This window comes from Mitsuaria sp. 7 (assembly GCF_001653795.1).
In the GTDB taxonomy this organism is placed as follows: domain Bacteria; phylum Pseudomonadota; class Gammaproteobacteria; order Burkholderiales; family Burkholderiaceae_C; genus Roseateles.
The window spans coordinates 837,219-858,143 of record NZ_CP011514.1 but is presented as its reverse complement, the minus strand read 5'-3'; the positions used below and the strand labels follow the sequence as shown (position 1 = coordinate 858,143).

Annotated in this window: 10 protein-coding genes and 1 pseudogene; 9 read left to right on the top strand and 2 right to left on the bottom strand. The window is 72.7% G+C overall.

What is annotated here, in order from left to right; all coding sequences use genetic code 11:
* Positions 1 to 74: 74 nt before the first annotated feature.
* Together ABE85_RS03765 and ABE85_RS03760 are read right to left on the bottom strand one after the other, a co-directional pair.
* Entirely contained in the window at positions 75 to 1,733 is a 1,659-nt protein-coding gene (locus tag ABE85_RS03765; RefSeq protein WP_067270132.1) for an ATP-dependent DNA ligase, read from the bottom strand.
* Positions 1,730 to 2,890, bottom strand: a complete 1,161-nt coding sequence (locus ABE85_RS03760; RefSeq protein ID WP_082938293.1) for a ligase-associated DNA damage response exonuclease — start codon at positions 2,888 to 2,890, stop codon at positions 1,730 to 1,732. The genes ABE85_RS03765 and ABE85_RS03760 overlap by 4 nt, the downstream gene beginning before the upstream one ends.
* A gap of 164 nt (positions 2,891 to 3,054) precedes the next feature.
* Between ABE85_RS03760 and ABE85_RS03755 the strand changes: the two genes are divergently transcribed.
* The 9 genes and pseudogenes from ABE85_RS03755 to ABE85_RS03715 all read left to right on the top strand — a co-directional run bounded on the left by ABE85_RS03755 (position 3,055) and on the right by ABE85_RS03715 (position 20,877).
* Positions 3,055 to 4,005: a hypothetical protein gene (locus ABE85_RS03755; RefSeq protein WP_067270128.1), complete on the top strand. Its 951-nt coding sequence runs from the start codon at positions 3,055 to 3,057 to the stop codon at positions 4,003 to 4,005.
* Positions 4,006 to 4,127: 122 nt separating this feature from the next.
* On the top strand, positions 4,128 to 7,847 hold the full coding sequence (locus tag ABE85_RS03750) for a response regulator (protein ID WP_067270126.1): 3,720 nt from the start codon (positions 4,128 to 4,130) through the stop codon (positions 7,845 to 7,847).
* The gene (locus ABE85_RS03745; RefSeq protein WP_082938292.1) at positions 7,844 to 9,067 is read left to right on the top strand and encodes a two-component system response regulator; all 1,224 of its coding nucleotides are present in this window, start codon (positions 7,844 to 7,846) and stop codon (positions 9,065 to 9,067) included. The genes ABE85_RS03750 and ABE85_RS03745 overlap by 4 nt, the downstream gene beginning before the upstream one ends.
* Complete coding sequence (locus ABE85_RS03740; RefSeq protein WP_067270125.1) at positions 9,067 to 12,453, top strand: response regulator; 3,387 nt, start codon at positions 9,067 to 9,069, stop codon at positions 12,451 to 12,453. Before ABE85_RS03745 ends, ABE85_RS03740 begins: the two co-directional genes overlap by 1 nt.
* Positions 12,450 to 16,316: a response regulator gene (locus ABE85_RS03735; protein WP_067270124.1), complete on the top strand. Its 3,867-nt coding sequence runs from the start codon at positions 12,450 to 12,452 to the stop codon at positions 16,314 to 16,316. The genes ABE85_RS03740 and ABE85_RS03735 overlap by 4 nt, the downstream gene beginning before the upstream one ends.
* A 47-nt stretch (positions 16,317 to 16,363) precedes the next feature.
* A pseudogene (locus ABE85_RS03730) lies at positions 16,364 to 16,807 on the top strand (two-component system response regulator); the annotation flags it as partial.
* 186 nt (positions 16,808 to 16,993) lie between these two features.
* Positions 16,994 to 17,980 carry a S1C family serine protease gene (locus ABE85_RS03725; RefSeq protein ID WP_231993222.1) on the top strand — a complete coding sequence of 329 codons (987 nt, stop codon included), beginning with the start codon at positions 16,994 to 16,996 and terminating at the stop codon, positions 17,978 to 17,980.
* Positions 17,981 to 18,121: 141 nt separating this feature from the next.
* Entirely contained in the window at positions 18,122 to 19,138 is a 1,017-nt protein-coding gene (locus ABE85_RS03720; RefSeq protein ID WP_067270121.1) for an LLM class flavin-dependent oxidoreductase, read from the top strand.
* A gap of 197 nt (positions 19,139 to 19,335) precedes the next feature.
* Positions 19,336 to 20,877, top strand: a complete 1,542-nt coding sequence (locus ABE85_RS03715) for a type II secretion system protein (RefSeq protein ID WP_082938291.1) — start codon at positions 19,336 to 19,338, stop codon at positions 20,875 to 20,877.
* Positions 20,878 to 20,925: the final 48 nt, after the last annotated feature.

The following is a 20,925-nucleotide window of genomic DNA, read 5'->3' as shown; positions in this document are numbered from 1 at the left end:
CTGACTCCCTCTCCCGCTTGCGGGAGAGGGTGGGGGTGAGGGCCAGCGGCCGTCGACGCCGTCACTATCGCCGGTCACGCGCCCTCCTCCGGCAGCAGCGCCTGCAACGACTGCAAGGTATCGGCTTCCTCGACCGGCTTGTCCTCGCGCCGACGCAGCATGCGAGGGAAGCGCACCGCGATGCCGCTCTTGTGCCGGCCGCTGCGCGCGATGCCTTCGAAGCCCAGCTCGAACACCATCGTCGGCGTCACGCTGCGCACCGGACCGAAGGTCTCGGTCGTCGTCTTGCGGATCACCGCGTCGACGCTGCGGATCTCGGCGTCGGTGAGCCCCGAATACGCCTTCGCGAACGGCACCAGCTGCCGGGCCGGATCGTCCGCGGGGCCGTTCCAGACGGCGAAGGTGTAGTCGGTGTAGAGGCTGGCGCGCCGCCCATGGCCGCGCTGCGCGTAGATGAGCACTGCGTCGATGGAGAGCGGGTCGATCTTCCACTTCCACCAGACGCCGACGTCCTTGGTGCGGCCGACGCCGTAGCGCGCGTCCCGGCGCTTGAGCATCATCCCCTCCACGCCGAGCGAGCGCGCCTGCTCGCGCTGCCGGGCGAGGTCGTCCCAGTCCGCGCCGCTGATGAGCGGACTGAGTTCAAGCCCCGCCAGCGGATGCGCGGCGACGAGCCGTTCCAGTCGCGCGCGTCGCTCGTGCTGCGGCTGCCCACGCAGGTCCTCGCCATTCTCCTCGAGCAGGTCGTAGACGCACAGCGCCGCCGGCAGTTCGCCCAGCAGCTTCGCGCTCAGGGTCTTGCGGCCGATGCGCTTCTGCAGCTCCGCGAACGGCATCGCGCGGCCGTCGCGCCAGACCAGGATCTCGCCGTCGAGCACGGTGCCATCGGGCAAGGCCTCGCCCATCGCGCGCAACTCGGGAAAGCGCTCGGTGACGAGCTCCTCGCCGCGCGACCAGATCGCCACCTCGCCGCCGCGCTTCACCAGCTGCGCGCGGATGCCGTCCCACTTCCACTCGATCAGCCACTCCGAGGCCGGCCCGATCGCGGCGTCGAACTGTTCGACGGGCAGGTTGAACGGATGCGCGAGGAAGAACGGATACGGCTGCAGGCCGCGGCCGGCACCGTCGGCGCCTTCGTGGTCCGCGGGCGCGATGAGCGCGGCGTAGTCGGCCGCGGATGGCGTCGCGCCGATGTGGGTGTAGCCCATGAGCCGCTGCGCGACGAGCTTGGCATCCAGCCCGCCGACCGCGGCGAGCGCCTGCGTCACCTGCAGCTTCGACACGCCGACACGGAACGCGCCGGTGATGAGCTTGAGGTGGACGAAGCGCTGCTCGATCGCCAGCGCGGCCCACTGCGCCTGCAACGTCACGGCGAGCGCTTCCGGCGGCTGCCCGCGCAGCGGCAGCAGGTGCTCCGTCATCCAGACCGACAGCGGCCGCTCGATGACCTCCGCGGGCTCGGGCAGCAGCAGCGAGATGGTCTCGGCCAGATCGCCGACCGCCTCGTAGCTCTCGTCGAAGAGCCACTCGGGCAGGCCGGCCACCAGACGCGCCTGCTCGCGCAGCAGCTTGGTCGGCACCAGCTGTCGCGGCTTGCCGCCGGCCAGGAAGTACACCGCCCACGCGGCGTCCTCCGGCGGCGCCTGGCGCAGGTAGCCCCGCAGCGCGGCCTGCTTCGCGAGGTTGGAAGTCGAGGCGTCCAGGTCGCGGTACAGCGCGGCGAAGGCTTTCATTGCGCAGGCTCCGACGGCGACGCCGGCGCATCACCGCCCGCCGCATCTCCGGGCGCCGTATCTCCGGCCGCCGTATCTCCGGCCGCCTCCTCGTCCCCGTACTCGGTCGCGAAACCCTGCGCCCGCAGGCCCTGCTCGCCCAGCCAGCGCACCATCGTCGCGACGCTGCCGTGCGTGACGAAAACGCGTTCGGCGCCGGTGCCCCGGATGGCCGCCATCAGGCCCGGCCAGTCGGCGTGGTCGGACACCACGAAGCCGCGGTCGACACCGCGCCGGCGCCGCGTGCCGCGCAGCTGCATCCACCCGCTGGCGAAGGCGTCCGCGAGGTCCGGGCCGAAACGTTTCAGCCATGGCGAGCTCGCCGCCGACGGCGGCGCGATCACGAGCGCGCGCGACAACGCGGCTTTGTCCAGCGCGGGGTCGCCGGCGTTGAAGGTCGGCGGCAGGCGCACGCCGGCCGCGCGGTAGACGGCGTTCAGCGGCTCCACGGCGCCGTGCGCCACGATCGGGCCGATGGACGCATCCACGCCGTGCAGCAGCCGCTGCGCCTTGCCCAGCGCATAGGCGTAGAGCACCGAGGCGCGGCCCGCCTCCGCGTTGCGGCGCCACCAGTCGTTGATCTCGGCGAACAGCGCCGGCTGCGAAGGCCAGCGGTAGATCGGCAGACCGAAGGTCGATTCGGTGATGAAGGTGTCGCAGCGCACCGGCTCGAAGGGCGCGTTGGTGCCGTCGGCTTCCAGCTTGTAGTCGCCCGACGCGACCCAGACCCGCCCGCCGTGTTCGAGCCGCACCTGCGCCGACCCCAGCACGTGTCCGGCCGGATGCAGCGACAGGCGCACCCCGTGATGCACGATCGCCTCGCCATACGCGAGCGTCTGCAGCGTGATGTCGTCGCCGAGCCGGCGCCGCAGGATCGCGGCGCTGTCGTGCTGCGCCAGGTAGTGCGCGTGGCCCACGCGCGCATGGTCGCTGTGGCCGTGGGTGATCACGGCGCGGTCCACCGGCCGCCACGGGTCGATGTAGAAATCGCCGGGCGGGCAGTAGAGCCCCTCGGGCCTCGCGACGACGAGATCGCCGGCCGCCGGCGCGCCGGCGTCCGCCCTGCCCCCCGTCGTCTGCACCGTCTCCCCGGCCCGTGGGGCATTCGCGCTGTCCATGTCGACCGATGCTACCCAGGCCTCAGCGTCGCAGGTGTAGGACGACCCCGCGTCCGGCCCCCTGCATCCGCCCCCCCTGCATCCGGCCCCTGCCTCCTGCAAGTCGATCGAACCGGCCTGCGGCGTACGCGACAAAGCAGCTCCGACCCTCACCTCGAGATCCCATGATCGACTACCCGTCTGCCCGCTTCGAGTCCGGCTTCGAGAGCACCCCCGAGGGCCCGCCCCCCCTGCATCCGTTGTTGGCCGCCTTGAAGGCGAACGCGCCTTCCAGCGTCCGCGACGAACTGGCGCTGCTGCTGCGGCAGGCACGGGAGGGCCGGTTGAGTCCGGCCGGCCTGCTCCACGTCCTGTTGAGCCAGGACGCCTACGGCGGCTCGGCCTGGCAGGAGATCTGCGCGCAGACGGGCACCGTCGCGCTGCGTCAACTGCTGGACGGGATCTCCGACCTGATCGCCGCCGGCAGGCTGGATCCCGCCGAGGCCCTGGCGCTGTTCCGTGCGAGCGACGACGCCCAGAGCCCCGCGCTGCATGTGCTCGCCGCCAAGACCGATTGGCGTGGCCTCGGCGAGTACGCGGAGGCGCTCGTGGCCCTGCATGACAAGGGTGTGCTCCCGGACACCGACTTCGCCTCGGTGCTGCTCCAGGCGTGGAACGGGGAAACGCTGGTGCAACGTGCCCTGCTGGGCAGCACCGCCACGCTCGCGGCCTCGCTCGAATTGCTGTCGTTGGCCGTCAGGCGGGGCACGATCACCGAGGCGGATTTCCTCAAGGCACTGGGCGCGCCCGGCTTCGGCGGCTATGACGCGCGGGGGCGCACGGTGTCTACCGCCGGTGGCCCCTCTCCGCTGAAGGCGACCTTCATGACGGCCTCGGTGCCCGTCATCGAGGTCGTTCTCCGGAAGGTCGAGTCGCTGCGGGAGATCGGCGCGATGCGCTCGGAGCGATTGCGCGAGGTCATGGAGCCCCTCTTCCAGTCGACCGGCTCCGCCATCCGCCGGCCTTCCGCCGTCCTGGCGGACGACGTCGCACAGGCGAAGGCCCTGGTCGCCCGGGCCCGCGAGCGCTGGTTCGCCGCCGGTCCCGACACGAAGGACACGGCGACCGCGCGCTGAGCGCCTCGTCGAACCGCCGTCCGCACGGGGGCTTGCGCCGGGCGCCGCCTCCCCTACACTGAACCGGCGTTCATCCACCGTCGCCCCGCGCACGCACGCGGGGCGTTCCTTGGGAGGAGAGGATGGGTCGTGTCTCCGACTGGCTGCTGGCACATCGCCCGCTCGCCTGGGCGCTGGCCGCAGGGGCCGCGCTCGCGCTCGGCATCGCCGCGAGCGAGTTGCACCGCCGCTCGCTGGAGCATGACTTCCAGCGCAGCCTGAACAACGCCGCCCAGCGCGAGGCGCTCGCGCTGCAAGGCCTGACCCTCACCGGCCAGGGCATGGGCGCCATCGTGCTCGCGGGGCAGTTGAACCCGTCGCTCAAGACCACCGCCACGCTCACCGACTTCGAGGAGACGCGCCGCACGCGCCCCGCCGCCGACACGCTGGAGGTGATCGCCACCAGCGTCGGCGCGCAGCAGGTGTTCGTCGTGAACGCGCGCGGCCGCATCATCGCGGCCTGGGACGACGAGGGTTCCTCCCCCATCGGCCTGGACGTCGCCTTCCGCCAGTACTTCCGCCAGGCGATGCGCGGCCAGCCCAACGTCTTCGCGGGCATCAGCCTCAGCACCGGCCAGCGCGTCTACTGGCTCGCCGCGCCGGTGTACCGCCGTCCGGGCAAGGACAGCGAGATCGTCGGCGCGGTCGTCGCCCGGGTCTACGTCGACGGGCTGGACCATTTCCTCGACACCCGCAGCTACGCGGGGGCGCTGCTCATCTCGCCCTCGGGCGTGGTGCTGGCGTCCAGCCGGCGCGACTGGCGCATGATCCTGCACGGCCCCGCCACGCCGCAGCGGGCCCAGGCGATCACCGCGGCCCGCCAGTTCGGCAAGCTCTTCGAGGACGCCGCGCGCTCGCGCAGCCTGCCGTTCACGCTGGACGGCCCCGACGTGGAGATCGGCGGCGTGCGGCACGCCGTCGCGCACGCCGACGTGTCCTGGAACGATCCGACCGGTCCCTGGCGGTTGGTGCTGCTGGGCGACCTGGACGCGCTGGAGCCCAGCGCGACGCGGGTGGGGATCACCGCGCTCGTGGCGCTGCTCGCCTTCGGGCTGCTGGCGGCGAGCCTGCGCAGCCTGGCGCACAGCGCGTCGCGCGACCGCAAGGACCTGGAGCTGCAGGCCCAGCACCGCCAGCTGCAGTCGCTGCTGGCCGAACGCGAACGCGCCCAGGAGACCCTGCAGCGCGCCAAGGAGGACGCCGAGGGCGCCACCCGCGCCAAGTCGGACTTCCTGGCCAACATGAGCCACGAGATCCGCACGCCGATGAACGCCATCATCGGCATGTCCCATCTGGCCCTGCAGACCGGGCTGGACGCCCGCCAGCGCAACTACATCGAGAAGGTGCACCGCTCCGCCGAGAACCTGCTCGGCGTCATCGACGACATCCTGGACTTCAGCCGCATCGAGGCCGGCAAGCTCAGCCTGGAGTGCGTGCCCTTCCGGATGGAGGACGTGCTGGACCACCTGGTCAACCTGATCGGCTTCCGCGTCGAGGACAAGGGGTTGGAGCTGCTGCTGAACGTGCCGCCGGACCTGCCCACGGCGCTGATCGGCGACCCGCTGCGCCTGGGCCAGGTGCTGGTGAACCTGGGCAACAACGCCGCCAAGTTCACCGACCACGGCGAGATCATCGTCGGCATCGAGGCCGTGACCCTCGCGCCGGAACAGACGGCGGCGGCGGTGGGCCCGTCGGCCGGGGCGGACCTCGCCGCGCTGGACGTCGTCGCCGCTTGCGCGCCCGAGGTCGAGCTCCACTTCCAGGTCCGCGACACCGGCATCGGCATGACGCCGGACCAGCAGGCCCGGCTCTTCCGCAGTTTCAGCCAGGCCGACAGTTCCACCACGCGCAAGTACGGCGGCAGCGGCCTGGGCCTGGCGATCTGCAAGCAGCTGGTGGAGATGATGGGCGGACGGATCTGGCTGGAATCGACGCCGGGCGAAGGCTCGACCTTCCACTTCACGGCCCGCTTCGTGCTGCAGGCCGAGGGCTCCGACCTGCCCGCGCGCCGCGCGCTGATGGCGCACGAACTGGCGCACTTGCGCACGCTGGTGGTCGACGACAACCGCGCCGCGCGCGAGATCCTGTCCACGCTGGGCGCGGGCTTCGGGCTGGAGGTCTCCACCGCCGCCGACGGCGCCGAGGCCGTGCGCGACGCCGAGCGCGCGCAGGCCGACGGCCGGCCCTACGCGCTGGTGCTGATGGACTGGCAGATGCCGGTGCTCGACGGCATCGAAGCCACGCGCCAGCTCGTCGACGGGCGGCTGCGGGTGCCGCCGGCCGTGGTGCTGGTGACCTCGTTCGGGCGCGACGACTCGCTGACCGCGGCGCTGGCCGCCGCCGGTCAATCCTCGGGCCAGGCGCGCCGGCCGGTGCTGCTGACCAAGCCGGTGACCGCGTCGTCGATGCTGGGCGCCATCGGCGAGGCGCTCGGCCACGCCGACCTGCCCGCCCCGGCGGCGCAGCGCCGGCGCGACTCCGCGCGCGAGGCGATGCGGCTGGTGGCCGGCGCCCGGCTGCTCGTGGCGGAGGACAACGAGCTGAACCAGGAACTCGTCACCGCGCTGCTGGAGGACGCGGGCGTGCACGTGACCCTGGCCTGCAACGGGCGCGTCGCGCTGGACCTGCTGGAGGCCTCGCCCGAAGGCTTCGACGGCGTGCTGATGGACTGCCAGATGCCGGTGCTGGACGGCTACGCCGCCACCCGCGCACTGCGCGCCCAGCCGCGCTGGGCGGACCTGCCCGTCATCGCGATGACCGCCAACGCGATGAGCGGCGACCGTGAGCGCGTCCTGGAAGCCGGCATGAACGACCACCTCGCCAAGCCGCTCAACGTCGACCTGCTGTTCGAGACCCTCGCGCGCTGGGTGCATCCCGCGATGCCCGCCGCGGAGGTCCCGATGGACACCCGCTCCGGCGCGGGCCGGCGCGTGGACACGCAGCACGGGCGCAGCGAGGTCCTCGAGCCCGGCGGGACCGGGACGGACGGCGCCGACGGCGTGGGCAGCGCAGGCAACGCAGGCGGCACGGGCCCCGCGGCCAGGCCCGACAGCCTGCCGCAGATCGCCGGACTGGACGTGCAGGCGGGGCTGGCGACGGCGGCGGGCCATCTGCCGCTCTACCGCAAGCTGCTGCGCACCTTCCACGACACGCAGACCGGTTTCGCCGCCGACTTCGCCGAAGCCGCCACGGCGGGCGATGCGACCACGATGACGCGGCTCGCGCACTCGCTGCGCGGCGCGGCCGGCACGCTGGGCGCCCGGCCGCTGGCCGCGGCGGCCGGCGCGCTCGAGGAGGCCTGCTCGCAGCGCGCCTCCGCCGCCGAGCGCGAGCCGCTGCTGATCCGCGCGCAGTCGCTGCTGGCGACGCTGCTGGTGTCGCTGGGCCGGCACCTCGCGCGGGAAGCGATGACGCAGGCGACGTCCGCTGCGTCGTCGGCGTCGGCGCCCTCCTCACCCTCCTGGTCCCCGACCGCCCTCTCCCCGACCGCGTCCGCGACCGCGTCCGCGACTGTTTCCGCGACCCCGCCCCCGGTAGTCGCCGCACCGACACTGGACGACGGCTCGCGCGAGCACCTGGACGCGCTGCTCGCGCGGCTGACGGCGCTGCTGCGCGACAGCGACTCCTCGGCCACCGACGCGGCGCAGGAGCTGACCGCGCTGCTCGACCGCCTGCCGCTGCCGACCGCCCGGGCCCGTCTGCTGCGTCGCGCGGCGGATTCCGCGGCCCGCTTCGACTTCGACGGCGCGCTCGACTGGCTGAACGACGACGAACGCGCGGCGTCCTCCGGGAGACCCGCATGAACGACCTCACCTCCGCCGCCGGCGCCGCGGATCGCAGGGACGCCGCCGATCCGTCGGACGGCGCCACCGTGCTGGTCGTGGACGACACGCCCGACAACCTGCTGCTGATGAGCGAGCTGCTGCGCGACCGCTACCGCGTGAAGATCGCCAACCACGGCGAGAAGGCCCTGGCCATCGCCGGCGCCGAGCCCCGGCCCGACCTGATCCTGCTGGACGTCATGATGCCCGGCATGGACGGCCACGAGGTCTGCCGGCGCCTGAAGGCCGATCCGGCGACACGCGACGTGCCGGTGATCTTCCTGACGGCCAGGTCCGACGTCGCCGACGAGACCCGCGGGCTGTCGCTGGGCGCTGTCGACTACATCACCAAGCCGATCAGCCCGCCCATCGTGATGGCGCGCGTGCGCACGCATCTGCAGCTCAAGGCCAGCGCCGATTTCCTGCGCGACAAGGCCGCCTACCTGGAGGCCGAGGTGGCGCGCCGCAGCGAGGAACTGGCCGCCATCCAGGACGTCACCATCCTGGCGATGGCCTCGCTGGCCGAGACGCGCGACAGCGACACGGGCAACCACATCCGCCGTACCCAGCATTACGTGCGGGCGCTGGCCGAGGCGCTGCAGGACCACCCGCGCTGCCGCGAGCTGCGCGCGCCGGGCTTCATCGCCACGCTGTTCAAGTCGGCGCCGCTGCACGACATCGGCAAGATCGGCATCCCCGACCGCATCCTGCTCAAGCCGGGGCGCTTCACGCCGGACGAGTTCGAGGTCATGAAGTCGCACCCGGCGCTCGGCCGCGACGCCATCCAGCAGGCCGAGTCGCAGCTGGGCACGCCGGTGGCCTTCCTGTCCACGGCCAAGGACATCGCCTACTGCCACCAGGAGAAGTGGGACGGCTCGGGCTACCCGCAAGGGCTGCGGGGCGAGGCCATCCCGCTGTCCGCGCGGCTGATGGCGCTGGCGGACGTCTACGACGCGCTGATCAGCCGGCGCGTCTACAAGGACGGCATGACGCACGAGGAGGCGGCGGCGATCATCGCCGAGGGCAGCGGCACGCACTTCGATCCGGACGTCGTCGAGGCGTTCCTGCGCATCCAGCCGGAGTTCCAGTCGATCGCGCGGCGCTTCGCCGACGACGACGCCTCGCTCGCGCGCAAGCGCGCCTGGATGGAGACGGTGAGTCCGCCCGATCTCACACCGATCGGCGTCGACCGGGGGCACTGATGCGGCTGCCCGGCGATCGCAGCAGGTGGGTCTGGCCCGACCGGTCCGCGATCGCCTGGGGCGCCGCCCTCGTCGTCTCGATCGCGGCGGGCTGGGGCCTGAGCGCCGCGCAGCGCTGGTACCTGGAGAACCAGCTGCATCGCGCCTTGCAGACGACGACGGAACGCGAGGGCCTCTCGCTGGTCCAGATCACCCTGTCGGGCAAGGACATGGGCGCCGTCGAACTGATCGGGCTGGTCGACCCTCTGGTCAAGACGATGACGAGGGAGACCGACGCCGACCGGGCGCGGCTGTTGCGGCCCGGGGAGGCCCCGCTGCGGACCCTCGCCGAGGTCCTGGAGAGCGCCGGCGTCATCGTCCTCAACGGGAACGGCATGGTGGTGGGGGAGTGGGGACCGGACCAGACGGAATCCTTCATCGGCCGCGACCTGTCGTCCCGCTCCTACGTCCAGCAGGCGCTGAAGGGCCGGTCGTCGATCTACACGGGGCTGAGTCCCGACCGGAAGATCCGCACGCTCCTCTACGCCGCGCCGGTGTTCGAGAACCACGCCACCGGCAGCCTCACCGTGACCGGCGCGGTGGTCGCCCGCAAGCTGTCTTCGGTGCTGGACGATTTCTTCAAATCGCGGGCCCATGCGGGCGGGATGCTCATCTCGCCGCAGGGCGTGGTCTTCGCGGCGAGCCGTCCGGACTGGGAGTTGGCGCTCGTGGGGCCGGTCACGGCGGAACGCGCCGAGGCGCTGACCGCGATGCGACGTTTCGCGGACCTCTTCCGTGACCCGGCCCGGGCGCGCGTGGTGCCCTTCGATCCCGTCGACGGCGCGGTGGTCGAGGTCGACGGCCGGCGTCTGGCCGTCGCCGAGACGACCGTCGAGTGGAACGATCCCGCCGGTCCCTGGCGTCTGGTCCTGCTGGACGACCTGTCCGCCGCCTGGAGCGCGCAGCAGCGGCTGGCGGCGGCGGCCCTGATCGCGGCGCTGCTGCTGGGGGGCTACGCGCTGACGCGGCAGATCGCCGTCCATCGACGCGAGCGCGAGCTGCAGGCCGCGGCGATGGTCACGCGCGCCGACGCGGTCCGCACCATGTTCCGCATGGCGCCGGTCGGGGTCTGCCTGATCGTGAACGGCCGGATCGAATTCCTCAATCCCCTGCTGGCCGAACAGCTGGGGATCGCGCAGTTCCAGGACTGGCCCCGTCCGTACGCGGACGACGCCAGCCGCGAACTGATCGACGCGGTGCTGCGCGAACGGCGCCGCATGCGGGACGTGGAGGTCGGGCTGATCGGCGCCGGCGGCGAGACGCGCGCCTACGTGCTCTCGTCGATGCCCTTCGACTACGAGGGCGACAAGCCCGGCGTGGTGCTGTGGCTGGTCGACATCACCCGGCGCCAGGAGGCCGCGCGCGAGGCGCGCCGGGCGATGGAGGCCGCCAAGGACGCGGCCCGCGCCAAGTCCAGCTTCCTGGCCGGCATGGGCCACGAGATCCGCTCGCCGATGAACGTGATCGTGGGCATGTCGGACCTGGCGCTGCAGACCGGCCTGGACGCGCGCCAGCGCAACTACCTCGAGAAGGTCAACGGCGCGGCGCTCAGCCTGCTCGACCTGATCGACGACATCCTCGATTTCAACAGCATCGAGTCCGGCCGCATCGCGCTGGAGCGGGTGCCCTTCCAGCTCGACGCGGTGCTGGACCGCCTTGTCGACCTGATCGGCCTGCGCGCGGAGGACAAGGGCGTGGAGCTGCTGATCCATCGCCCCGCCGACGTCCCCGACGCGTTGATCGGCGATCCGATGCGGCTCGGCCAGGTGCTGATCAACCTGGGCGCCAATGCCGTGAAGTTCACGGACAGCGGGGAGGTCATCGTCGCGGTGGAGCGCGTGCCGGCGGGCGATGGTTCGGGCGATGGCGCGGGCGATGGCGCGGAGGACGAGGTCGAGCTGCGCTTCAGCGTCGCCGACTCGGGCATCGGCATGACGCAGGAGACGATCTCGCGGCTCTTCCACAGCTTCAACCAGGCCGACACGTCGACGACGCGCCAGTACGGCGGCAGCGGGCTGGGCCTGGCGGTCAGTCGCCAGCTGGTCGAGATGATGGGCGGCCGCATCCAGGTCACGTCGCGCCCGGGCGAGGGATCGACCTTCTCCTTCACGGTGCGGCTCGGCCTGCGCCAGGGCAGCCGTGCGACGGCCACGCGGGTCTCGGCGGTCATGGCCGACCTGTCGCAGCTGCGCGTGCTGGTGGCCGACGACAACCGCGCCGCGCGGGACATCCTCGGCGCCTTGTGCGCGGGCTTCGGCATGCGCGTGGACACGGCCGTCAACGGCGCCAACGCCGCGCAATGCGTGCTGGAGGCCGAGGCCGGGAAGCGCCCCTACGACCTGGTGCTGATGGACTGGCAGATGCCGGTGCTGGACGGCCTGGAGGCGACCCGCCTCATCGCGGACGGTCGGCTGGCCTCGCCGCCGGCGATCCTGCTGGTCACCGCCTTCGGCCGCGACGCGACGCTCGCCGCCGCGGTGGCCGAGGCGGATCCCCGCCATCGGCCGGCGCGGCTGCTGAGCAAGCCAGTCACCGCTTCGACGCTGTTGTCGGCGATCGGGGAGGCGACGGGCCGGGCGAGCCTCCCCACCTTCGCGCCCCAGCGCGGCGGTGCGACGCGCGCGGCGATGGCGCGGCTGACCGGCACGCGGCTGCTGGTCGTCGAGGACGACCCGGTCAGCGGCGAACTGAGCGCCGAGCTGCTGCGCGCCGCCGGCCTGGACGTGACGCTGGCCCCGGACGGTCAGACCGCGCTCGAGCTGATGGCGCGCCCCGACCCCGGCATCGACGCGGTGCTGATGGATTGCCAGATGCCGAAGATGGACGGCTACGAGACCACGCGCCGCCTGCGCCAGGACCCGCGCTGGCGCGAGCTGCCCGTCATCGCGCTGACCGCCAGCGCGTCCCTGGAAGTGCGCGAGCGCATCCTCGCCGCCGGCATGAACGGCTGCCTGAGCAAGCCGCTGAACGTGGACCGCCTGTTCGAGGCGCTGACGCGCCTGCGACGCGGCCCGACGACCGACCCGGCGGCGGGTGACGCGGGAGCGCCGCAGACCGCCGGACTCGCGGGAGTCGCCGTGGGAGCCGACGCCACGAGCACCGTCGCTCCCGACGCCGAGCTGGAAGCGCTGCTGTCGCGCCTGGCCGAGCGGCTGCGGCACAGCGACGCGACGGCCGTGGAGATCGGCGGCGCGCTGGCGGCCGCGCTCGATCGACGGCCCCCGCCGCCAGCCCGCGCCCAGTTGCTGCGCCGCGTCGCGGCGGCGGCTTCGGGATTCCGTTTCGACGAGGCGCTGGCGCTGCTCAGCTGGGACGCCGGCGCGCCGGCCGGGGGATCCTCGACATGAGGCCTCTGGCCACGCTGCTCTCGCGCCATGCGCTCGCCGCGTGGCTGATCGCGGCAGCGCTGTCGCTGCTCGTCGGTGCGCTGGTCGCCGACCAGGCCCGGCGGGTCCTCGAAGACCGCCTGCGCGCCCGCCTGGCCACCACCATCGACCGCGAGGTCCTGCTGTTCCGCGGCCTCACGGAGGAGAGCAAGGCCATGGGCGCATTGCGCCTGGCGGGGCGCCTGGACCCGGACGTGAAGGCGGCGGCCCTGCAGACCGAGCTGCAGGCCGCCCTGCGCCTGCGGCCGGCCGCCGACACGCTGTCCTCGATCAACGACCAGCTCGGCGCGGACGTGACCTTCGTGGTCAACCGCAACGGCATGATCGTCGGGGAATGGAACCGCGGCCTGCAGCGCTCGCCGATGGGTGAGGACGCCAGCCACCGCGCGTATTTCCGCGAGTCCCTGGCCGGGCGCTCCGCGATCTCGATGGCGCTCAGCCAGGCCACGTCGCGCCGGTCGATCTACCTGAGCGCGCCGGTCTTCCGGGACAGCGACATCCGGAGCCCGGTGATCGGCGTCGTGGTCACCCAGTTCTACGCGCCGTCGCTGGACCGCTTCCTGACCGAGCGCGCGGACATGGACACGCTGATCCTGTCGCCCGAGGGCGTGGTGATGGCGTCGACGCGTCCCGACTGGGCGCTGACGATCGCGGGTTCCGTGTCCGAAGAGCGCAGGCGGCAGCTCACCGCGGGCCGGCGCTACGGACGCCACTTCGACGAACCGCGCAACGCCCGACCCCTGCCCTTCTCCCCCGAGGCCGGCGACGCACGGGTCGAAGGACATCGGCACGCGGTCGCGGTGCGCGATCTCGGCTGGCGCGACGCCGCCGGCCCGTGGCGGATGGTCCTCGTCTCGGATCTCTCGACCGCGCTCAGCGTTCCGGCGCAGGCGGGACTGGGACTGCTGTCCGCGCTGATGTGCTTCGCCGCGCTGGCCGCGCTGCTGCGCAGCCTCCTGCTGAGCGCCGCGCGACAGACGCAGGAGATCGCCCTGCTGCGCCAGCGCGAGCGTTTCATGACCATCATCGAGCACACGCCCGCCGGCATCGGACTGATCACGGACGGCGTGGTGAGCATCGCCAATCCGGCGCTCCGGCGTCTGGTCGATGTAGAGATCGGCCAGCCCTGGCCCGACGTGTACGCGGACGAGGACAGCCGCGCGCGCGCGCAGTCCCTGCTGGAGAGCGCCGCCGGCGGGGGCGGGGGCGACGTCGACGTCGAACTGCGCATCGTCGACCCGCACGGCGTGCGCCGCATCTGCCAGGCGGCCTTCCTGCCGGTGGACTTCGGCCGCTCGGGGATGCTGGTGCTGCTGACGGACCTGACCGACCGCCTGTCCGCCGAGAACGAGATCCGCGTGGCGCGTGAATCCGCCGAGGCCACCACGCGGGCCAAGGGCGACTTCTTCGCCAACATGAGCCACGAGCTGCGCACGCCGATGAACGCGATCATCGGCATGTCCGAGCTGGCGCTGCAGACCGATCTCGACGCGCGCCAGCGCAACTACGTGGACAAGACCTGCCGCGCCGCGGAGACGCTGCTCGGCGTCATCGACGACATCCTCGACTTCAGCCGCATCGAGGCCGGCCGGCTCGCGCTGGAGCACATCCCGTTCGAGCTCGACGAGGTGCTGGCGCACCTGGTGCAGGTGGTCGGCGTGGGGCTGGAGGAAAAGGGCGTGGAACTGCTGCTGAGCGTGCCGGCCGGGTTGCCGGCGACGCTGGTCGGCGACCCGTTCCGCCTCGGCCAGGTGCTGGCCCACATCGGCAAGCATGCGGCGCGGCGCAGCGAGCAGGACGAGGTCGTGGTGGCCGTGACGGTGGTGACGGACGGGGAGAACAAGGAGGGCAAGGTCGACAAGGAGAACGCCAAGGAGAGCGCCAGGCCCCCCGGGGAGGACGGCATCGTGCTGCGCTTCAGCGTCCGCGACAGCGGCCCCTCGTTGTCGCCGGCGGAGCTGACGCGGCTGGGACGGCGGCCGGCGGAGATCGACGCGGACACGCCCGATCGCGGCGATCTGGCGCTGGCCGTGTGCCGGATGCTGGTGGAGATGATGGGCGGCACGCTGCGCGTGGACTCGATGCCCGGGGCGGGCCTGATGCTGCACTTCACGGCGCGGCTGGGCATCGCCCCGCCTGAGGACCATGACGAGGAGGAGGAAGCACCCGCGGCGCTGCGCGGCCGCGTGCTGGTGGTCGACGACAACCGCGTCGCCCGCGAGGTCCTCGTCGCGCTCTGCCAAGGTCTGGGCCTGCACGTGGATCAGGCCCTCGACGGCGCGGGCGCGTTGCGCGCGGTGCAGGCCGCGGCGCGGGAGCACCGCCCGTTCGACTGGGTGCTGATGGACTGGCGGATGCCGGGGTTGGACGGCGTGGCCGCCGCGGCCCGGCTGATCGAGGAGGCAGACCCGGTGCCGCGCATCGTGATGGTGACCGCCTTCGGCAACGACGACGGGCTGTACGAGGCCATGGCCGAGCTGCCCACGGAGCAGCCGTTGCCGGTGTTGGCCAAGCCGGTGACGGACGCCACGCTGCGGGACGCCTTGGGGGCTTCAGGCGCGTCGGCCGCCTCCGGCGCGTCGGCCGACGCGCACGCCCGCCGCGCCGCGACCCAGGCGGCGATGGCGGGTCTGGCCGGCGCGCGGCTGCTGGTCGTGGAAGACAACCAGGTCAACCAGGAACTCGCCGAGGAACTGCTGACGAACGCCGGCATCGCCGTGACCATCGCGGGCAACGGCGCGATCGCGCTGGAACGGCTGCAGCAGTCGCCGGACGGCTTCGACGGCGTGCTGATGGACTGCCAGATGCCGGTGATGGACGGCTACGACGCCACGCGTCAACTGCGCCAGGACCCGCGCTGGCGCGAGCTGCCCGTCATCGCGCTGACGGCCAACGTCACCGGCGCCGATCGCGCGCGCATCCTGGCCACCGGCATGAACGACCACATCGCCAAGCCCCTGAACGTCGACATGCTGTTCGAGGTCCTGGCACGCTGGGTCCACCCGGTCGAGGGCGCGACGGTGCCGGCCCCGCCGCAGCACGCGCATGCCCTGGCGCACGGCCTGCCGCACGGGTCCCCGCCATCGATGCCATCGACACCATCGACACCGTCCACCGCGGCCACCCGATCCGCCCGGCCGCGTCCGGCCAGCGCGCCGGCGCTGCCCGTCGTCGACGGTCTCGAGGCGCGCTCCGGCATGGCCTCCGCCGCGAACAACGCCGGGCTGTACCTGCGCCTGCTGAGGATCTTCCTCCACTCCCAGCAGGAGACCGGCGAGCGGCTGGACCAGGCGGCCGCGTCCGACGATCCGCGGGCGCTGGAGCACATCGCCCACTCGCTGCGGGGCTCGTCCGCGACCATAGGCGCGCTGCCCTTGAGCGAGGCCGCCGCCGCGCTGGAGAGCGCCTGCCGCGCGCAGGCGCCGGCGGCACGGCGGCGCGAACTGGCGCAGGCGGTCCACGTCGCGCTGTCCCGCCTGTTGCACGCGCTGGGGGAGACGCTCGCGGACGACAGCCCGCCGACGATGCCGGGCGCGCTGTACGATCTGTCGCAGCCGCCTGGCATCCCGAAGCTGGAGGAGCGGCTGACGCGTCTGCGCCGCCAGCTGGGTGAGCACGACGCCGCGGCGGTGGACACCGCCGAGCGGCTCCTGGCGGAGATCGACCGGGGCCGCCACGGGCTGGACGAGCCGCGTGCCGCTGCCCTGCGCGAGGCCCTGGCCGCCGCGACGCGATTCGATTTCGAGACCGCGCGCCGCGGCCTGGCGCATGACGACGGCGCCGGGGAGGCCCTGTGGCCCCGGACGCCGCACGCGTCAGAATAGCCAGACTCGCCGTCTCGCGGCGCCCGACCGATGGAGGACCCTCTGCCATGAGCCCCACGAACGGAGACCAACGCCCGACCATCCTGATCGTGGACGACTCGCCCGAGGTCCTGTCGCAGCTGTACGAGCTGCTCAAGGAACGGCACCGCGTCAAGGTGGCGACCACCGGCGACCGCGCGCTGCGCATCGCGGCCGAGTCGCCCCGGCCCGACCTCATCCTGCTGGACGTGCTGATGCCCGGCATGGACGGCTACGAGCTCTGCCGCTGGCTCAAGGCGGACGCGATCACGCGCGACATCCCGGTGCTGTTCCTCACCGCGCGCTCCGACCCCGCGGACGAGAGCCACGGGCTGTCGCTGGGCGCGGTGGACTACATCACCAAGCCGATCAGCCCGCCCATCCTGCTCGCGCGGGTGCGCACGCACCTGCAGCTCAAGGCCACCGCCGACGTGCTGCGCGAACGCGCAGCGCACCTCGAAGCCGAAATCGCCCGATGGGCCGGCGGCGACGCGGAGCTTTCATAATCGCCCGGTCTCACGGCTTTCCTCATCGCCATGTCCTTCCGGTCGTGCCAGGTCTTGCGCCGGCTTCATTCCGCCGCATCCATCGGTGTCCTCGTCGGCGTTCTCCTCCCCCTCCTCGTCGGGTCGGGCCTCGTTCAGGCCCAGCCCCGGCCCGTGACGCCGCGCGGCCCGCTGGACGCGCAGGAGCAGAACAACATCGCGGTGTTCCGCAAGGTGTCGCCGTCGGTGGCCCACATCACGACGCTGGCGCAGCAGCGCGACCTGTTCTCGCGCCACGTGACGGAGGTCCCCAGCGGGACCGGCAGCGGCTTCCTCTGGGATGAGCTGGGCCACATCGTCACCAACTTCCACGTGATCCGCGGCGCCTCGGCGGCCAAGGTCACGCTGTCGGACCAGAGCGCGTACGACGCGACCCTGGTCGGCGTCGATCCGGACCGCGACCTGGCCGTGCTGCGCATCGTCGCGCCGCGCGAGAAGCTGACGCCCGTGCCCATGGGCAGCAGCCGCGACCTGCTGGTCGGACAGACGGTGTATGCGATCGGCAACCCGTTCGGGCTGGACCAGACGCTGACGCGCGGCATCGTCTCGGCGCTGAACCGCGAGATCGAGTCGATGACGCAGCGCACGATACGCGGCGCGATCCAGACCGACGCGGCGATCAATCCCGGCAACTCCGGCGGCCCGCTGCTGGACTCGGCGGGCCGGCTGATCGGCGTCAACACCTCGATCTTCAGTCCGAGCGGCGGCAGCAACGGCATCGGCTTCGCGATCCCGGCGGACGAGGTGAACCGCGTCGTGCCGCAGCTGATCAAGCACGGCCGCGTGACGCGGCCGGCGCTGGGACTGACCGCCGGCAGCGAGCAGCTGCGCCAGGTCCTGCGCCTGCCCAAGGGCGTCGTGCTGATCGGCCTGCAACCCGGCGGCGGCGCCCAGCGCGCGGGCTTGCAGCCGTTCATGCGCGGCAGGGACGGCCGCATCGTGGGCGGCGACGTCATCACCGCGGTCAACGGCAAACCGGTGGCCGACCTCGACGACCTGCTCGGCGAACTCGAGGAACGCCAGGTCGGCGAGAAGGTCACGCTGACCGTCTGGAACGGCGGCAAGACGCGCCAGGTCCAGGCCCCGCTCACGAGCGACTGATCGCGACCGACGACCGCTCCGCGATCGCCCGCGGGCCGGATCGTCCGACCGATCGACCGGTCGCCCGACCGGTCGCCTACCGCATTCCGCGATAACCCTCCCGGGACCCCGGTCCGGCGCGCGCGCCTAGACTCCGCGCCCATGCAAGCCCGACTTTCGATCCTCGACCTCGCCTTCATCGTCGAGGGCGGCTCCGCCGCCCAGGCGCTCCACGAGAGCATGGCCCTGGCGCAGCACGCCGAGCGCCTCGGCTACACCCGCTACTGGGTCGCCGAGCACCACAACATGGACGGCGTCGCGTCGTCCGCCACGGCCGTGCTGATCGGCCAGATCGCGGCCGCGACCTCGACGATCCGCGTCGGCTCGGGCGGGATCATGCTGCCCAACCATGCGCCGCTGACGATCGCGGAGCAGTTCGGCACGCTGGCCACGCTGTTCCCGGGGCGCATCGACCTGGGGCTGGGCCGCGCGCCCGGCACCGACGGGCCGACGATGCGCGCGCTGCGCCGCCACCTGGCCACCGCGCATGAGGACCGCTTCCCCGAGGACGTGCTGGAGCTGATCGGCTACCTCGCGCCCGCGCAGGAGGGTCAGGTCGTGCGCGCCGTGCCCGGCCAGGGCACCGAGGTGCCGGTCTGGCTGCTCGGCTCCAGCCTGTACGGCGCGCAGCTGGCCGCCTACCTGGGCCTGCCGTTCGCGTTCGCCTCGCATTTCGCACCGGCGATGCTGATGCAGGCGCTGGAGATGTACCGCGCGCAGTACCGGCCCAGCGCCCGCCACCCGACGCCCTACGCGGCGGTCGGGTTGAACGTCGTCGTGGCCGACACCGATGCGCAGGCGCAGCGCCTGTTCACCTCCATCCAGCAGCGCTTCCTGGGCATGCAGCGCGGCCAGCGCGGTCTGCTGCCGCGACCGATCGACAGCATGGACGTGCTGTGGACCGCCGGCGAGAAGCTGGGCGTGGAGCGCATGCTGTCGGAGTCCATCGTCGGCTCGCCGCGCACCGTGCGCGAGGGCCTGCTGGCGACGCAGGAACGCACCGGCGCCGACGAGTTCATCGTGGCCTGCGCGGTGCACGATCCGGCGGCGCGGCGGCGGTCGTACGAGTTGCTGGCGGGGATCGCTGCGGATTCCGCGGCAGGGTCGGCCGCACGGTAGGCCGCACGTAGGCCGCAGGGTCCACGCCGGCTGGATCCGGCGCCGGCGTGCGGCTGGCGCAGGGCGTGACAGGGACAGGGGATCCGCCTGCCGCGAATGGACGATGCGTCGACCGCAGGGCGCTCAACTTCGCGGATTGGCACGAACACCCGGGAGGGGGACGATGACGGCCCTCACCTCCCCGGAGTCGCTCCCGCATGTCTGTCCGCGTCCGTTCCTTCCGCCACGCCTGCGCCACCAGATTCTCCAGGCCCGCCCGAGTCCCCGGACCGCCCCGGTCCCCCGGAGCCGCCGGCCCGGGCGCCTGGCCGTCCGGGCAATCGGGTTTCAGCCTGATCGAGGTGACGGTGGCGCTCACGCTGCTGGGCGCGATGTCGCTAGGCGCGCTGCAGGTGCAGCAGTTCCAGCAGATGGTGGAGAGTGGGCGTCAGGCCGGACTGCGGCTCGCGTCACTGCGTGACGGCGCCGAGCGTTACGTGCGCCATCATGGCCACGAGCTCCTGGCGCTGAAATCCGTGGAGGCCGCCTGCGCCGAGATCCCCCTGTCGCAGACGCCGTCGGCGCCGTTGGCGCCGTTGGCGGGCGGACCGCCTCCCGCGGCCTGCGGCGTGACGCTCGACAAGCAGCGCGTGCGCAACGCCTTCCAGCCGTCCATCCAGGAGCTGCAGCAGCTCGGCTACGTCGATCTCGGCGACACCTTGCCGTTCCCGCATGGGAACCTCATCGTCGACGGCCGCACCGGCCAGTCCGCCGAGCCGCGCTGGGCCGTGTCCGTGCGCTGCCAGGCGAGCTGCGACCCGGCCGTCGGCGGCGGCCGGGCCGCGGTCTTCCGCGTCATGCTCTACAACACGCAGCCCTTCTTCGCGCAGGGCGACCTGCCCTTCGGCTATGGCGCGCAACTGAAGGCGGCCCTGCAGGCGCTGGGACCCGATGCGCGGGTGTCCTTGCCCGGAGAGTCCGCGCAGGTCGCGGCGCAACTGCGCGGCAAGGGCGCCCAGCCCGTCGACAACCCGCTGCAGGGCGACAGCGCCGGCACCGGCGTGCCGGGCGTGCTGGCGTCTTACCAGTTGATCCACCCGCGCGGCGGCAGCCCCATGCCGGACGTCGCCTGCGGCGTGGCCAGCAGCGCCAGCGGTGCCAGCGCGCCCGGCGCCAGCGGCGCGACCTGCCGCGACGGCTCCGCCGTGCCGACGGCGCGCTGGGACTTCAACGGCCAGCAGCTCCACAACGTCGGCGATCTGGGCGTGACGGGCAAGGCCGGCATCGGCGGCGAGTTGACGACCGCCGGGACGATCCACGCCAACGGCGGGCTCATCGTCCGGCATCCGACGGGGGGCCACGGGGCGCGGCAGGGAGGCGGCGTCTCGGCCACCGCCGTGGATCCGGTCGTCGACATCCACGGCCACGCCGTCGTGCGCAAGCGCCTCATGGTGGGCCACGGCAGCCATTGGAACTTCGCGGGCCACGGCGAGGACGGCATGGCGCTGTCGGGCGTCCTGCACACGTCCAACGGCTACATCGACACCTCGTCCGGCCAGGCCGGCGGCCCGGCGTTCGATCCCCGCCTCCACGGCATCCGCATTCCCCACCGCTCCCCGGGTCAGGCGTGCAACGAGCGGGAGAACAATCCGAAGACCTCGGGCGGCAACATCGCCCTGTACAGGCAGGCCAACAGCGCCGAGGTCTACGTCATGGCCTGCAACGCACAGGGCCAGTGGGTGAAGGCCAAGGCCGGATGAATGCGAAGGGCCGCTTGCGCGGCCCTTGCTCATCGATGCGGCGTCATC

Coding starts and splice junctions, on each gene's coding strand:
- ABE85_RS03735 (WP_067270124.1), top strand. CDS start 12,450: ATGAGGCCTCTGGCCACGCTGCTCTCGCGCCATGCGCTCGCCGCGTGG.
- ABE85_RS03720 (WP_067270121.1), top strand. CDS start 18,122: ATGCAAGCCCGACTTTCGATCCTCGACCTCGCCTTCATCGTCGAGGGC.
- ABE85_RS03715 (WP_082938291.1), top strand. CDS start 19,336: ATGTCTGTCCGCGTCCGTTCCTTCCGCCACGCCTGCGCCACCAGATTC.
- ABE85_RS03765 (WP_067270132.1), bottom strand. CDS start 1,733: ATGAAAGCCTTCGCCGCGCTGTACCGCGACCTGGACGCCTCGACTTCC.
- ABE85_RS03755 (WP_067270128.1), top strand. CDS start 3,055: ATGATCGACTACCCGTCTGCCCGCTTCGAGTCCGGCTTCGAGAGCACC.
- ABE85_RS03760 (WP_082938293.1), bottom strand. CDS start 2,890: ATGGACAGCGCGAATGCCCCACGGGCCGGGGAGACGGTGCAGACGACG.
- ABE85_RS03745 (WP_082938292.1), top strand. CDS start 7,844: ATGAACGACCTCACCTCCGCCGCCGGCGCCGCGGATCGCAGGGACGCC.
- ABE85_RS03740 (WP_067270125.1), top strand. CDS start 9,067: ATGCGGCTGCCCGGCGATCGCAGCAGGTGGGTCTGGCCCGACCGGTCC.
- ABE85_RS03750 (WP_067270126.1), top strand. CDS start 4,128: ATGGGTCGTGTCTCCGACTGGCTGCTGGCACATCGCCCGCTCGCCTGG.